The organism is Streptococcus parasanguinis (genome assembly GCF_019929185.1).
GTDB classification, from domain to species: Bacteria; Bacillota; Bacilli; order Lactobacillales; family Streptococcaceae; genus Streptococcus; species Streptococcus parasanguinis_O.
This window is the reverse complement of the sequence record NZ_JAHZPC010000013.1, coordinates 22,372-36,617: the sequence shown is the minus strand read 5'-3', so window position 1 is coordinate 36,617 and position 14,246 is coordinate 22,372. Positions and strand designations below refer to the sequence as shown.

Here is a 14,246-nt window from a genome sequence, read left to right as displayed (position 1 = left end):
TTTTTTATATGCATTTATTATAACATCTCTCATGAAACGAGTTATTTCTACGGTTAAAATAAACATATTCATAATAAAAAAATAAAATAAAAAAATCTTTATAAATACAATTGACAAATAATTTTCTGCGTGATAGAATACAATCAAGGAATATGAAAGGGGTTGCAAGATATGAAGAAAGCAACTAAAAAGTTTGTTGTCGCAGTTTTATTAGCGGGTTTATTAGTTATTGTTGGTAAACCATCGATAAATCCCGCTCCCGCCCCTTTAGGCTTTGATCCTGGAGAATTATATTCTGTAAAATTTTAAAATATGAATTGTAAAATTTTATGAATAAGCTGGTAGTATTACCAGTTCAAAGAAAGGATAGTTGCCAATGTACTAAGTTGTCATAAGTTACTAAAAAAGAGTTGTAATTGTTAGTTTTAGTCAAAAATGAAATGGAGACTATGTTATGAAGAAAAGAATTAAGAAGATTATTTCAACATCGTTACTTGCTCTTACCCTAGCTGGTGCAGGTGGTTCAATCGCTTCTGCCGCAACAGTTTATTATAAAGGTTCTGCCGTTTATTGGAACTATGGTCGTACAGTAGGACTTTGGAGTTACTCACACGTTCAATCTGGTGTGTATGAACACGCAGCAAGTGCTAACGGAGGTTTCTCAGGTTGGAAACGGCCAGGAATTGAAGCACGTGCATCTAGATATATTGGAAGTGGTACAGCACAATGTTACTGGAATTGTAGGTAAGCGCCTATGACATACAAAAACATGTTATTAGGTAAAATGAAGTACTTAATCCTGTTTTTGATTGCCATTCAGAGCGTACTACTTGCTCTGATGGCAATTTTTTTTACAGGTGTTCAGTATGAGGAGGCATGGCAAAGTTATAACCGTAATTCTAGGACAGTTACAGTTTATCTTCAAAGATTATCTGAAGAACAGTCGCAAAGTGTATACCAATACTTTTTGGAACAAAGTGACTTGTCTATTTGGACGAAACGTACTACAAATAGTAGTAGGGATGGTTCAATAAATAGAATATATTTAGATGTTCTTGGCAATCCTGAAGGTTTTTCAGATTTTACAAACGGTGGTAAAATAATTTTATCACGCCAACAAATTTCAGATTTATTATCCCATAGTGACAATAACTTGACTATTGGACTTGATAAGGGAACTGATAATATGCTCTATGAATTACCGAGCTTGTTATTTACAACCCCTGTTGTTATTAATCGGTTAGACCATATTTTTCAAGAAACAAATACAATAAACGGGATATATCATATCAATGGTCTTCAGGACAACCTCTCAAGAGAAACGTTTTTATCAAATCTCTCATCCATTACTGGGATTTCTGTTGAAGACTTGATTAGAGAGAGTTTTGGCAGTAATACTGTTGAGGGAATTGTGCCAATCGTTTTAGCTGCTAGTATTGCAGTAAATGCTATGGTTCTTCTTGTTCTTTTCCTAATATGTGTTTTACAATCCTTTAAACATTTTGGGACATTGATACTACTTGGATGGGATAGGAAGGAGTTGTGGTCTGCCCTCTTCAAGGATTCTCTTCTGTTTTCTATTTATATTGCACCTGTTTCCGCACTAGCAACTTGGTTTTTGTCAGGTTGGGCTAGTTTTGGATTATCATCATTTGTGTTAGTCTTTGCGGGTACAAGTCTTTCAATCTTGTTACTATTGCTAACATTAATTATTCCAAGTATTGTTGTTTATTTGGTTTCTCCATTAGCTGCAATTCATAAACGGTTACCAATGAAACCATTAATGGCAACCAGTTTGTTATTCTATACTTTAGTAGCTGGTTTATTAATAGCAGTTAGTCATTCCTTAGATGCGCCAATGAATCAGTTCATTGATAATGTCAAAGTAGCTAGGGAGTGGAAAAGTGTCGAAAATATGTATGTTATTTCGGATTTTGTAGAAGGGGATGATATAGGAACCTACTCTGGTAATACAAATTCATTAGAAAGCAGCATGTATCACTTTTACCAACGAATTTCAGAGATTCCAGGTGTTTATATTGCTCAGGGAGAATATCTCGGGCAAGAATACCTTGATACAATCTATGGTACGTATCAAAATGTTCCTAAAAAACCATTTTGGTATTTAACCTATTCTTATAATTACTTATCTGAACTAGGAGTTGAGTTAAGTAATGAAGAATTATCCGAAATACGTAATGGTGCCAGATTGTACCTTATTCCTGATACTCTAGGTTCAGCGGATGTTGAAACCATGAAGGCTTATTTACAAGAAGTTGTTCGAGTAAAACCAGGGGATATAGGGACTAAGTTTACAGAAAATCCAAGATTTTTATTTAGAACCTATCAGCCATCTAAGTCCATTTTTACTTGGTCAAGATCAATCGATCGAGGTGTAACTAGTGAAGAACCTGTTATTTTTGTAGCAGCTCCTGAAAACTTGTACTTCATGGAATCAGCAAACCTATCTGTGAGTGGATATGACGGAATTTTGAAAGTTCGTGATAAGGAAACAATGAATCAGGTAAAATCAATTTTAGAAAATGAGTTCCCTGATTTATCAGACAATGCACTGAAATTTACAACGGTTAAGAATTATATCAATGGACTTCAGAAAGATCTCGGCTATACTTTCTACCTATTTGGAAGTATCATTGCTATTATTGTCTTTACTATGATGGCTATCTTTTGGAGTTTTGTCTTGATTTATCGCTTGCTTTTCGAAGAAAAACTGTATGTACAATACTTCATGGGCTTTTCTCCTTGGAAGAGGTATAGCGGTGTTCTTTCTCTTGTCGTTGGTGTTTCTGCGATAGAACTACTTGTTTCTATCTTACTAGGTTCTAAGTTGGGAATAGTTTTAACACTAGTTACATTTGCTTTCCAATTATTACTTCTTTACTTCAATCTATTCCGTAAAGAAGTAGAAAGTCTCATACAATCGTTTAAGGGGTGATTTAATGTCTATGATTTCCGTACAAAGTGTGTCAAAAAAATTTGGGTCACGTGAGATTTTAAAAGACTTAAGTTTTGATGTTGAGGAAAATGAATTTGTAGCTTTAGTAGGGCCATCTGGTTCTGGAAAATCTACGTTACTTAATATGATTGGCCTTTTGGATAATATTGATAGTGGTAAGATTTTAATCAACGGGAAGATCTTACCAAAAGTGAATTCGCGTTCTGCGGTTAACTATCGAAAGAATGTTATCAACTATCTATTTCAATCAAATGCACTCATCTCTACATCCAGTGTAAAAGATAATCTCATGCTTGCTATGAACTTTACTAATTTCTCTAAGGAAGAGAAGGAGAAAAAGATTAAAGAAACCTTGCGGTTTGTTGGTTTGGAAAATAGACTAGATAGCAAGGTCAATGAATTATCTGGAGGTGAGCAGCAGAGAATCGCCATCGTGAGAGCTATTCTAAAACCAGGTGATATCATCTTGGCAGATGAACCAACAGGTTCATTGGATCCTGATATGGCTCAAAAATCATTTGACTTAATTCGGTCGTTGAGAGATCAGTTTGGAAAAACAATTCTAATCGTCACACATAATTTAGACCATGCGAAACAATGTGATCGAATTGTCTCGTTGAAATCAGCTTTTGTAAATTAGTCTACTCACTTACAACTGAGATAATCATTTTAGTCTATAGAACAATGAAGGAAGTGGAAGTTTAAGGATGAAAAATTTTGAATACTATATGACACAACCGCCAAGTTTGTACAATCATCTAGAGTTATAAACTGATCTAGTGGTTGAAAATCATATTGATGACATCCTTTGTCTGCATATAATTTTCAACAATAAATTAGAAGATATGGTTGTTTTACATCCATTTCAAAAGAAAACTGTCCCTATCCCACATTGTTTTAAAGGCGAGACTGTGACAGTCTTAGATGACGATGAGGTTACGTGGCATTTGTTAGAATTTCAAGATTTTAGAACTTGTTTGACTCAGTGATTCAGCATGGAGTTCACTAAAATATAAGAAAAAGAATTTTATCAGGAAAAGTATTCTACTATATGTATAGTGGAAAATCGTAAAAAAGCAAAGACGAAGTAATTACCTCGTCTTTGCTTTTTTAGTATAATGAACACCTTCATGTCAATGAAGTCAATATCGGATGGCAGCCCTTTGGAGTAATCAAAAATGCCCAAATTAATTAAAACTTGCGCATCTTATTAATTTTACAAATTGGGTATTACTACTTTATGTCACCCTTTTTCAAATATATTATACAAAAAAATGAAAAGGTTTACAAGAAATTGACGGTTATAGGAATAATTCTCATCACTTTGAACATTAAAAAGGAGAGAACCGATTTAGTCCTCTCCAGATTGTAACTTTATATCAACCCACTACAGTTGACAATGAGCCAAGGATCAGTCGATATCATCTCTATGGGGCAAGCAAGGCAAGTACAGACACAACAGGGAATCCCTTTGTCTATAACGGCAAAGCCCGTGACGATACTGGACTTGACTATTCAGGATAGGGTTACCTCTATGAAGGTAGCCCTATTTTTTTGACTGTGAATGAATCGAAGCAATGGGATTACACAGAGTTAGAATTTCTTTTTGCTTTGACTGAGATACATGAGTATAGATTTGTGTGACTGAGATAGAACTATGTCCAAGAATTTGTTGAATGTATCGAATATCTACATCACTATCTAGAAGCATTGTTGCGAAACTATGTCTAAACATATGGGGGGTAATAGGTGTAGTTAAGTTATGTTGTTTAACAAGGGTATTTAGAATTAAACGTACACTTTGCTCTGACAATGGTTTGAAAGAATATTTTCCAGAGAATAGGTAGTTACTGGGTTGAAAACAGTAGTTATTTATATATGTTTCTAGTAAGCTAAATGTTATTTGATCTCCTAAAAATAGGATACGTTCTTTCTTACCTTTTCCCATAATATGGAGAGTCCTATTTGAAAGATTAATATTTTTAAGATGAATATGACAAAGTTCGGAAATCCTAATACCAGTTGAAAGCAATAGGGAAATGATTAGCAAATTTCTTTCAGCTTTTTGTTTTTGATATTTAGTTTTTGAATAGGTAATTTTCTGTTCTAGATGTAAAAAAATACTTTTCAAAATATCATAAGGAATCGTTTTAGGTAATATTTTTTCCGTTCTAAATTGATAACGTAATTGATTAAAAGGATTCTCATCAACTAAATTATGATATTTTAAGTAGCTGTAAAACACCTTCAAACTAGCAATTTTGCGACGTAATGTATTAGATTTAATATTGGATTTCGTCAAATGTTCAACATAGGTTTCCACACTGCTGTAATTTGAATTGTAAAATTGCAAAAGATCATTTTTGTAAGCTCGAATCGTATGTGAACTCAAGCGTCTATGGGTTTTGCAGTAGTCTAAGAAAGTAGAAATATGTTTATAATCCATGAATAACTCCTTTATCAATAATCATGCTATTATATACTTATTTGAATGCTTTGTATAGTGATAATAAATAGTTATCGGTAGGAGATTGATGAATATGACAAATAAAAAAATAAGAGTATTTTTAAGCAGACCTAATCCATTTACGAATGAGCAACAATACTTTATAGATAAACTAAAGAGTACTCTAGAGAACTATAATATAGAAAGCATAACTCTACAAGCAAAGGATTATTCTCCCTATGAATCATTATCTGCTTTAAATGAAATGATAAAAAGATGCTATGGTATGGTTATCTTAGCTTTCGGTCATACGTATATTCAATCTGGAGTTTTAAAAAAGGGAGCAATTCAAGATAAAAAGTTTTTTGAATCTGACGAACAGTCGTTAGATGGGAAATGGATTACTAGTTCGTTTTGCCAAATTGAAGGTGCTATGGCGATCTCAAATAATATTCCTATTCTAATCATTAAGCAAAAAAATTTGCGAATTGATGGCATTCTAAAAGATGATAAAAAAATTGTATCTGTATCAGATTTTTCATTGGATGATAAGACACAAATTGACTCTTTCTTCGAACAAATTTTAGAGAAAGAAATATATTGTTGGAAAAAATCATTGGAAGAAATATTTAATACAATTGAGGGAAATATCGTATAGCATACTTTCTAATGTGATATAATACAAACAAAAATACTTTTAAAGGGAGGTATTTAGATGAAAAGAATCTTTATAAGTTTTGCCATTGAGGATGAAAATTTACGAGATTTTCTAAGGGGCCAATCAAGAAATACAAACTCTCCATTTGAATTTGTGGATATGTCTGTTAAACAACCTTGGGATTCTCAATGGAAAACTAAATGTAGAACAAGAATTAGAGGGTGTGACGGTATGATTTCTATCATTACTAGGAATACCAAGAAAGCAGATGGGCAAATTTGGGAAATGAACTGTGCTATAGATGAGGGGATACCACTACTTGCAATTTATGGGAACAAAGATCATATTGGTGCGACGATTCCAAATGAATGTGGCTATCTTCCTGTAGTAGATTGGAATTGGGAAAAGATTAGCGCTTGGATAAAACAATTGTGAGGTATAATTTATGTTAAAAAACAAGGCATTAATTGTTGGTATCGATGCATATTCTCAGGCTCCGTTAGGGGGGTGTACTAATGATGCAGAGGAGATAGCGAAATTATTGGAGGAGAACGAGGATGGTTCCCCTAATTTCAGTGTTAAGCTAAAACTTAATATACAAACAAAAGCAGAGTTATTGGAGGACCTTCATTCTTTATTTAAAGAAGGAGAATCTGACATTGCACTCTTTTATTTCTCAGGACATGGGACAGATGAGATGGCTGGTCAAATCGTAACACCAGATTTTAATGGCTATGATATGGGAATTTCTATGAATGATATACTTCGACTAGCAAACACTTCAAAAAGTCGAAATAAAATTATCATCTTAGATTGTTGTTATTCTGGAAAGTTAGGAGATTGTAGTCCTATAGACTCATCGAATACCATGATTGGAAAAGGTGTTACTATTCTAACAGCCAGCGATCGTGATGAGGTTGCTATTGAGGATGGAATAACTGGTCATGGTGTGTTTACTGAATTACTAATTCAGGGGCTAAAAGGTGGAGCAGCAGATGTTAGCGGGAATATCACTCCTGCTAGTTTATATTCTTTTGTTGATCAGTCACTTGGAGTATGGGAACAAAGGCCGCTATTTAAAACAAATATAACAGGATTTTTACCTATCAGAACTGTTGAAGCTAAAGTATCAAAAAAGGTGCTACGAAAACTTCATCAATATTTTCCAGAAGCTACTTCAGAATTTCAATTAGATCCATCATTTGAATTTACCAATACTCCTGAAGTAACTCATGAATATAAAGAACCTTTCGCAAAAGAAGAAAATGTTGGTAAATTTAAAGAGTTACAGCTTTATGAAAGCGTAGGTTTGATCGAACCTGTTGGAGAGGAGCATATGTACTTTGCTGCTATGAATAGTAAGTCTTGCCGTTTGACACCACTAGGTTTACATTATTGGAAATTATCAAGAGATAAAAGATTTTAAAAAGGGAAGTGAGCAAAATTGCTCATTTCCCTTTAATTATTTTTAGAGTTTCATGATAATCATGCTTTAGCTCTTTACGACCTGAGCTTACCGTCTCTTCTTGCCTTTTTGTAACAGGCTTAAATTCAATAATTGATTCATCAGTACCAAATGCAATTAGGGTCAAATCTTTAATGTTTTCATTATACCAAGTATTGTCAAGATCAGTTTCTTCTCGTTTGAGAAATTGTAATTCTGTTAAGCAAGTTTTAGCAAAATGAACAGCAGAGTAGTAATACTCTTTTATTGATTCAATATCTTTTGATATACAATATTGTTTTAACAAAAGTGCACAGTAGTTTCTAGCACAATAAAGATTCCCACTTTCAAAGTTTGAGCCATTTTTGTAATATCTTCTAGCTTGTTCTAAAAATTTGCATTCTTTAGTTAGGCCAAATATTTGTTTATTTATTGCTGCAACAATACCCAGTAAGTTTTCGTTTGTCGATGTAGCTAAATCTATGTTCTCATTAACGTATGATAAGGTTAAAAGCAAATTTTCTAGGGACAAATCTTTTTTATAGCTACATAATAGATATTGAGAAAGTATATCTTCATCAAAGGATAAGTTTAAAACTTGAAGGTACTGATTTTCGGCTTCTTTAAACAGCATATTTTCCTTCAAATTTTCAGCTTTTTCAATCATTGTCCTTATAGATGCTCCTGCTACATGTACATTTTTATCTAATTGAACTAATGGTTTAATCTTATACAAATTGAAATCAAATACAGGACTATCAATATAATCGGTATTGGATTCTAGGCAAGAAATTAATATATCTTCTAATTCATCTTGCAGAGATTTTCTATAGTTTTCATCCGATACTATTTTCTTTCTATGATATCTTAATTGAGGATTCATTGAAATATCAAAAAATGGGTATTTGCTAATAGTTAGTTCTTCACAAAGTATAATTGTAGATTTTGGCCTCATTGCATGCCGAAGTCCCAACTCATAAATTGCATTTTGATTTAAAGTGCTTATATCAGCAATCACAATATCAGCTAAAAAAATAGATGTTATGAAGTTTTTATTAATAGCTAATGAAGTTGGAACTTCATCTCCTCGATATGCTTGTGTGGAGTAGACTGATTTTAAATGATTTCGAGATAATACAGGCTTTATAAACTTAAAATAAACATCGTCTAAATTCAGTTTGACTAAAGTTCCAGGAATTTTTTTAACCCCATATCCCATGACTACAAAGCATGTTTTATTACTCATCAATCATTCTCCTACCGATAACTATTTATTATCACTAGTATACCATAGATTCCTATCTCTAATATGTTTTCAATTGTAGCTTTCTTATTTTTTATACTCTCAAAGACTTTTGAACAGCCTTATAGTGATTTTTTCTTCAATAATTGAATGTGTGACATTTTATCTCTCAGCCATAACAACGCACCATTTTTGGTGCGTTTCTAAATTTTGTGCTATAATAGAAATAAATAAAAGGAGGACCTTCATGATCGGAGAAAATATTAAAGCGTTACGTAAAACACATGATCTAACCCAGCCTGAGTTCGCAAAGATTGTTGGTATCTCTCGAAATAGCCTAAGTCGTTATGAAAATGGAACAAGTTCAATTTCGACAGAATTAATAGATCGTATCTGCCAGAAATTTAATGTTTCCTATATCGATATTGTAGGAGAGGAAAAGATGCTCACGCCAGTGGAAGATTACCAGCTCACTCTGAAAATTGAAGTGATTAAAGAACGAGGGGCGAATATCTTAGCGCAACTTTATCGTTTTCAAGATGAACAAGGAATTGCATTTGATGATACTTCTAATCCTTGGGTTCTAATGAGCGATGATTTGTCTGATTTGCTGAACACGAAGATTTATCTTGTGGGGACTTTTGATGAAGTAGAGCGATATAATGGCTATTTGGATGGCATTGAACGGATGCTAGAACAAGCTACTCATCTGGTGGTGGCTTAATGAAACTAGAAGAATTTAGTCAAGATGATTTTGAACGAGCATCCAGACGACTCGTTCGTTCTTTAACTCGTGGTAAAACAACTTCGTCTCAGCCCAAGGCTATCTTGCTAGGTGGACAGAGTGGTGCTGGGAAAACAACGATTCATCGTATTAAACAAAGGGAATTTCAAGGTAATATCATTATCATTGATGGAGATAGTTATCGCTCTTTTCATCCGAACTACCTTGGCTTACAGGAAAAGTATGGAAAAGATAGTGTGGATTATACCAAAGTATTCGCGGGACAAATGGTTGAATATCTCGTAGATGAATTGAGTAAACAAGGTTATCATTTGTTAATCGAGGGCACCTTGAGAACAACAGAAGTTCCTAGAAAAACGGCCCAATTATTGGCAACTAGAGGTTACCAAGTCTCACTTGCACTGATTGCGACCAAGCCTGAATTGTCCTATCTCAGCACTTTGATACGTTATGAAGAGCTCTATGCTATAAATCCTAGTCAAGCCAGAGCAACTCCTAAAGCACACCATGATGGAATTGTAGAAAATTTGGTTGAGAATTTACGGGAGTTGGAAAAGGATCAGCTTTTTAGACAAATTCAAATTTATCAAAGAGATCAATCGTGCGTTTATGATTCGCAAGTAGATCAAACCTCAGCAGCAGAAATTCTACAAGAATGCCTCTTCGGAAAATGGAGTAAGGTGGAGGAAGAGATGTTTAAGATGGGGCAGGAACGGTTGAGAGAATTAATGGAAATGAAAAAAGGGATAATTGATGGAAATTAAAAAAATCTATATTCAACATTATCGTTCATTAAACGATTTTTCTTTAGAGTTAAAAAATGATTTATCCTTAATTGTGGGTAAAAACAATTGTGGCAAGACTTCGGTTTTATCTGTGTTAGAAAAAATATTCAATAAAAATTCCAATCGCAATTTGGTATGGGAAGATATTAATTTAAATCATAGGAGGGAAATCTTTGAGAATATAAAGAGAGTCTCTGATATTCCTGATTCGGAATTATCGTCTATTTTAGGGATTAATCTTCAAATTTGGATTCAATACTCAGAATTAGATTCTTATCAAAATATCCAAGGATTTATGATGGATTTAAATCCCGAAAATAATTTTATTATTCTTGAATTTTCGTATATAATTCCTACTCAAAAGCTTCGCGAGATAAGTAGTTTGACTTGTGATTTTGCAGATGATTTTTCAAAATTTGAATCATTTATGAAGAAAAATCTGAATAAATTTTTCGAAATACAGATTTATTCACGTGGATATAATCCTATTACTCAAGCAATGACAGAAGAAAAGTCTGATTTACATGAAATGAAAGATGTTCATAAAATTATTAAAGTAAGAGGGATTAGTGCTAGTCGAGAAGTATCTAATAAAGAAAATAACCATTCATTATCTAAGACATCAAATCGATTTTATAAATTAAATAATGGCGAAGAAATTAACAGTAAAGCAAATAATTTACTGCAATCTGCTATTTTAAAGGCAGATGAAACTTTAACCAGAGCATATAGTGGTGATGATAGCGTCGAAGGAATTTTTACTTCAGTCTTTGAACGCGTCAAAAGATTTGGTGGAAATGATAGTGAAGCAGAATTAGCAATTCATTCATCACTATCTGAGAAAGATATTTTAAGCAATAATACGACATTGTATTATAAGCATGACGATAGTCTATTACCTGAAACATATAATGGTTTGGGATATTTAAATTTATATGGAATTATTTTTGAAATTGAAACTTTAATGGCAGATATAAAAAGCGAACCTGCTGATATTAACCTAATATATATTGAAGAACCAGAATCACATACACATCCACAATTACAGTATATTTTTATCAAGAATATTAAAGATTTGCTAAAGGAACACAATGATGAACTAAAAGAAAGTGGAGATTTTAGTTGTATTCAAACTTTAATTACAACTCATTCCTCTCATATAGTTTCTGATTGTAACTTTGATGATCTAATTTATTTTAAACGTGATAACGGTACAGCAGTATCAAAGGCTTTTAATTCATTGAAAGAAGAATATGGTGATGAACAACTAGGATATAAATTTGTAAAGCAGTACCTTACTCTCAATAGTAGTGAATTATTTTTTGCTGATAAAGTCATTTGTGTTGAAGGTGATACAGAAAGGATTTTAATTCCTACGATGATGCAAAAGGTAGATACAACCAATCCAATAAATCAAGCTTCTAATACAATGCCATTGCTTTCTCAAAATATTTCAATCATTGAAACAGGTGCCCATTCACAAGTGTTTAGGAAGTTATTTGATTTTTTAGGAATAAAAGTATTGATAATTACGGATATTGATCCAGCAAATAAAAATGAAAATAATCGCTTAACTTCTTGCTCAGCAGTAGATGCTACCTCTACGACAAATGCTTCAATTAAAAATTTTTTTGATATTTCTGGAGATGAAGTTTTTTCAATAGTAGCTCAAAAGAGTTTGGCAGAAAAAATAACATCAGATGGTAGAATTCGTATTGCATATCAAATTCCCGAAGATGAAAATGGTTATCAGCCTGCTAGTTTTGAGGATGCTTTTATCAGTTTAAATAAACAATTCATTATTGATCAAAAAGCTGGTTTTATTCAATTTGAAGCTTTAAAAGACTTTGATGATAGTGAAATAGAAGATTTCTATAAATTTGCTAGGGATAAAGTAAACAAAAAATCTGCATTTGCATCAAGTTTATTATATTTTGAAGGTGAAGAAAATACTTGGAAAGTACCTAAATATATTTCGGAGGGATTATTATGGTTGAGAAAACAGTAGAACCAGAGGTAGAAAAAGTATTTGAAGTAATAAAACAAGGTCAAAATTTTATCCTTGAGGGTGGTGCTGGGAGTGGGAAAACTTATTCATTAATTTCCATTATTGAAAAAATATCTATGGAAGAACCAAAAAAATCGATTGTATGCATTACTTATACTAACAATGCTGTTGCAGAGATTAGATCTAGAATCATTAATGATAATTTACGGGTTTCAACTATTCACGATTTTATATGGCATGTCATTAAAAATTTCCAAAAAGAGATTAAAGAATGTCTTGTTGAGTTAATAAATGATGATGAACAAATTCTATTCGTTGCTCCAAAGGAAGTATTAGGTGAGGAACTTATTTCGCTTGATTACTTTGATAGTGTTCGTGTTGAATATACTGAATGGTATTCTATGAGCATAACTGAGCAAAATAAAGTTCAAATAAGTCATGACCATGTTCTTATAGTTGCTGAAAAAATGTTTTCTAAATATAAGAAGTTGAGTGATATTTTAAAGGATACTGCAAACTATATTTTTGTTGACGAGTATCAAGATACGAGTCCCTTAGTTGTAAAAATTTTATTAGAGCATCTCAGAAAGAGTACTAGAGATAATATTGTAGGTTTTTTTGGAGATTCAATGCAGGCTATCTATGACTCAGGAGTGGGAAACATAGATTCCTATGGTCTTGAAAAAATACAAAAAAATCAAAATAGACGTAATCCACGAAAAGTTATTAATTTAGCAAATAAATTTAGAAGCGATGGATTAGTTCAGATTCCTTCTAGTGATGTAGCGGCTCCAAACATGAATAATGGTAATGTAATTGAAGGAACGGTGAAATTCATTTATGGTGATGGTATTACCCACCTTGAAGATCTTAGAAATAGCGAACTATTTAAAGAATTAGAGTTTGATATACCACAGAAAACAAAGGAATTGCGATTAACACACAAACTTAATGCAGAAACGGCTGGGTTTTCTAAACTATTTGAATTGTATAGTTCTGATTTGCTTGTGAAATTAATTACAGATATGAAGAAAAAATTTAATGCAAGTGAGTTAGTTGATAAAGGAAAAACTTTTGAAGAATTAGTAGAAGAAGCTCAAATTGTTGTTAGAAAGGGTGGTCCATTAATAATTGATATTGTCAAATCTATTCCAGAACTTTTAGCCATTTACGAAGAAATTAAGACATTTTCATTTGAAGAAGTGATTAGTAAGAGTAAAGTTAATAAAGATTCTTTATTGGCCTATAAATTTAATGGTTTAAGTAGTAGATATGAGGCGGGTACAGATAGAGATAGGATTCTTCAAAGATTAGATCTAATCTTTGAACTAATAGAACTATATAAAATAGGTAAGCATAACGAATTTTTGCGTATTACTTGCTTTAAAATAACTTCGTCCGCTGATAAAATTAATCTATCTAAAATTATGGAAGAAATCTCTGATAATGATATTACAATTGGAAAAGTCATAAAACTTGCAGAGAGAACTGGATTAATTTCAAAGGACGACTTATTTACTAATTTTATAGAAAATAAGGGCTATTATTTATGGTTACGCCTTGAGAAATTACCATTTCAAGAATATGTAAATAGTATTGCTTATCTTAGAGAATATGTATCTGTCATAACTCAGCATAAGGTTAAAGGCAGTGAATATGAGAATGTCTTAGTTTTGTTAGATAATGGAAGATGGAATCAATATAATTTTAATTCTATATTTGGTAAAGGTTCATCTAATGAGAAGGTTCAAAACAGAACTAAGAAACTATTTTATGTTACAATCACTAGAGCAATGAAAAACTTAATTGTTTATATGCCATGTAATGACCAACAGATTCTTGAAAAAGCTAAAGATTATTTTGAACAGAGTGATATTGTTGATGTTCTGTCATTAGTTGATTAGTAAATAAACTTTAACAATTGTTGAACTGAAAGTTGA

General features: G+C 32.4%; 13 protein-coding genes. 11 read left to right on the top strand and 2 right to left on the bottom strand.

Annotation, left to right across the window (positions count from 1 at the left end):
• Window positions 1-171 precede the first annotated feature (171 nt).
• From K1I56_RS08045 to K1I56_RS08030, 4 genes are all read left to right on the top strand, one after another.
• The gene (locus K1I56_RS08045) at window positions 172-309 is read left to right on the top strand and encodes a hypothetical protein (protein ID WP_155167719.1); all 138 of its coding nucleotides are present in this window, start codon (window positions 172-174) and stop codon (window positions 307-309) included.
• 145 nt (window positions 310-454) lie between these two features.
• Window positions 455-748, top strand: coding sequence for a hypothetical protein (locus K1I56_RS08040; RefSeq protein WP_023919386.1), 294 nt, complete (start codon window positions 455-457; stop codon window positions 746-748).
• Between the two features lie 6 nt (window positions 749-754).
• A complete protein-coding gene (locus K1I56_RS08035) occupies window positions 755-2,956 on the top strand; it encodes an ABC transporter permease (protein WP_023919384.1) in 2,202 nt (733 codons plus the stop codon).
• Window positions 2,957-2,960: 4 nt separating this feature from the next.
• Window positions 2,961-3,617: an ABC transporter ATP-binding protein gene (locus K1I56_RS08030; RefSeq protein WP_023919382.1), complete on the top strand. Its 657-nt coding sequence runs from the start codon at window positions 2,961-2,963 to the stop codon at window positions 3,615-3,617.
• A 906-nt stretch (window positions 3,618-4,523) separates the two neighbouring features.
• On the opposite strand, the gene K1I56_RS08025 is transcribed toward K1I56_RS08030, so the two are convergent.
• A complete protein-coding gene (locus tag K1I56_RS08025; protein WP_023919380.1) occupies window positions 4,524-5,423 on the bottom strand; it encodes a tyrosine-type recombinase/integrase in 900 nt (299 codons plus the stop codon).
• A 94-nt stretch (window positions 5,424-5,517) separates the two neighbouring features.
• Here K1I56_RS08025 and K1I56_RS08020 point away from each other — a divergent pair, with 94 nt between their 5' ends.
• Genes K1I56_RS08020 through K1I56_RS08010 form a run of 3 tightly spaced genes read left to right on the top strand, consistent with a single transcriptional unit; the run spans window position 5,518 to window position 7,507 of the window.
• Window positions 5,518-6,081, top strand: coding sequence for a hypothetical protein (locus K1I56_RS08020; RefSeq protein ID WP_023919373.1), 564 nt, complete (start codon window positions 5,518-5,520; stop codon window positions 6,079-6,081).
• A gap of 57 nt (window positions 6,082-6,138) precedes the next feature.
• Window positions 6,139-6,516 (top strand): TIR domain-containing protein, encoded by a 378-nt coding sequence (locus tag K1I56_RS08015; protein WP_023919374.1) that lies wholly within the window; start codon window positions 6,139-6,141, stop codon window positions 6,514-6,516.
• Between the two features lie 10 nt (window positions 6,517-6,526).
• Window positions 6,527-7,507 carry a caspase family protein gene (locus tag K1I56_RS08010; RefSeq protein WP_023919376.1) on the top strand — a complete coding sequence of 327 codons (981 nt, stop codon included), beginning with the start codon at window positions 6,527-6,529 and terminating at the stop codon, window positions 7,505-7,507.
• A 22-nt stretch (window positions 7,508-7,529) separates the two neighbouring features.
• Here the strand turns inward: K1I56_RS08010 and K1I56_RS08005 are convergent, their stop codons facing one another.
• The gene (locus K1I56_RS08005; protein ID WP_023919378.1) at window positions 7,530-8,771 is read right to left on the bottom strand and encodes a hypothetical protein; all 1,242 of its coding nucleotides are present in this window, start codon (window positions 8,769-8,771) and stop codon (window positions 7,530-7,532) included.
• Between the two features lie 244 nt (window positions 8,772-9,015).
• On the opposite strand from K1I56_RS08005, the gene pezA reads away from it, so the two are divergent.
• From pezA to K1I56_RS07985, 4 genes are read left to right on the top strand one after another with little or no spacing between them, the layout of a single operon-like run.
• Window positions 9,016-9,492, top strand: coding sequence for a type II toxin-antitoxin system antitoxin PezA (pezA, locus tag K1I56_RS08000; RefSeq protein ID WP_046165028.1), 477 nt, complete (start codon window positions 9,016-9,018; stop codon window positions 9,490-9,492).
• The gene (gene pezT / locus K1I56_RS07995) at window positions 9,492-10,277 is read left to right on the top strand and encodes a type II toxin-antitoxin system toxin PezT (RefSeq protein WP_223325716.1); all 786 of its coding nucleotides are present in this window, start codon (window positions 9,492-9,494) and stop codon (window positions 10,275-10,277) included. The genes pezA and pezT overlap by 1 nt, the downstream gene beginning before the upstream one ends.
• Window positions 10,267-12,306 carry an ATP-dependent nuclease gene (locus tag K1I56_RS07990; RefSeq protein ID WP_003010113.1) on the top strand — a complete coding sequence of 680 codons (2,040 nt, stop codon included), beginning with the start codon at window positions 10,267-10,269 and terminating at the stop codon, window positions 12,304-12,306. Before pezT ends, K1I56_RS07990 begins: the two co-directional genes overlap by 11 nt.
• The gene (locus K1I56_RS07985) at window positions 12,288-14,210 is read left to right on the top strand and encodes an ATP-dependent helicase (RefSeq protein WP_003010115.1); all 1,923 of its coding nucleotides are present in this window, start codon (window positions 12,288-12,290) and stop codon (window positions 14,208-14,210) included. Before K1I56_RS07990 ends, K1I56_RS07985 begins: the two co-directional genes overlap by 19 nt.
• The last annotated feature ends 36 nt before the right edge of the window (window positions 14,211-14,246 follow it).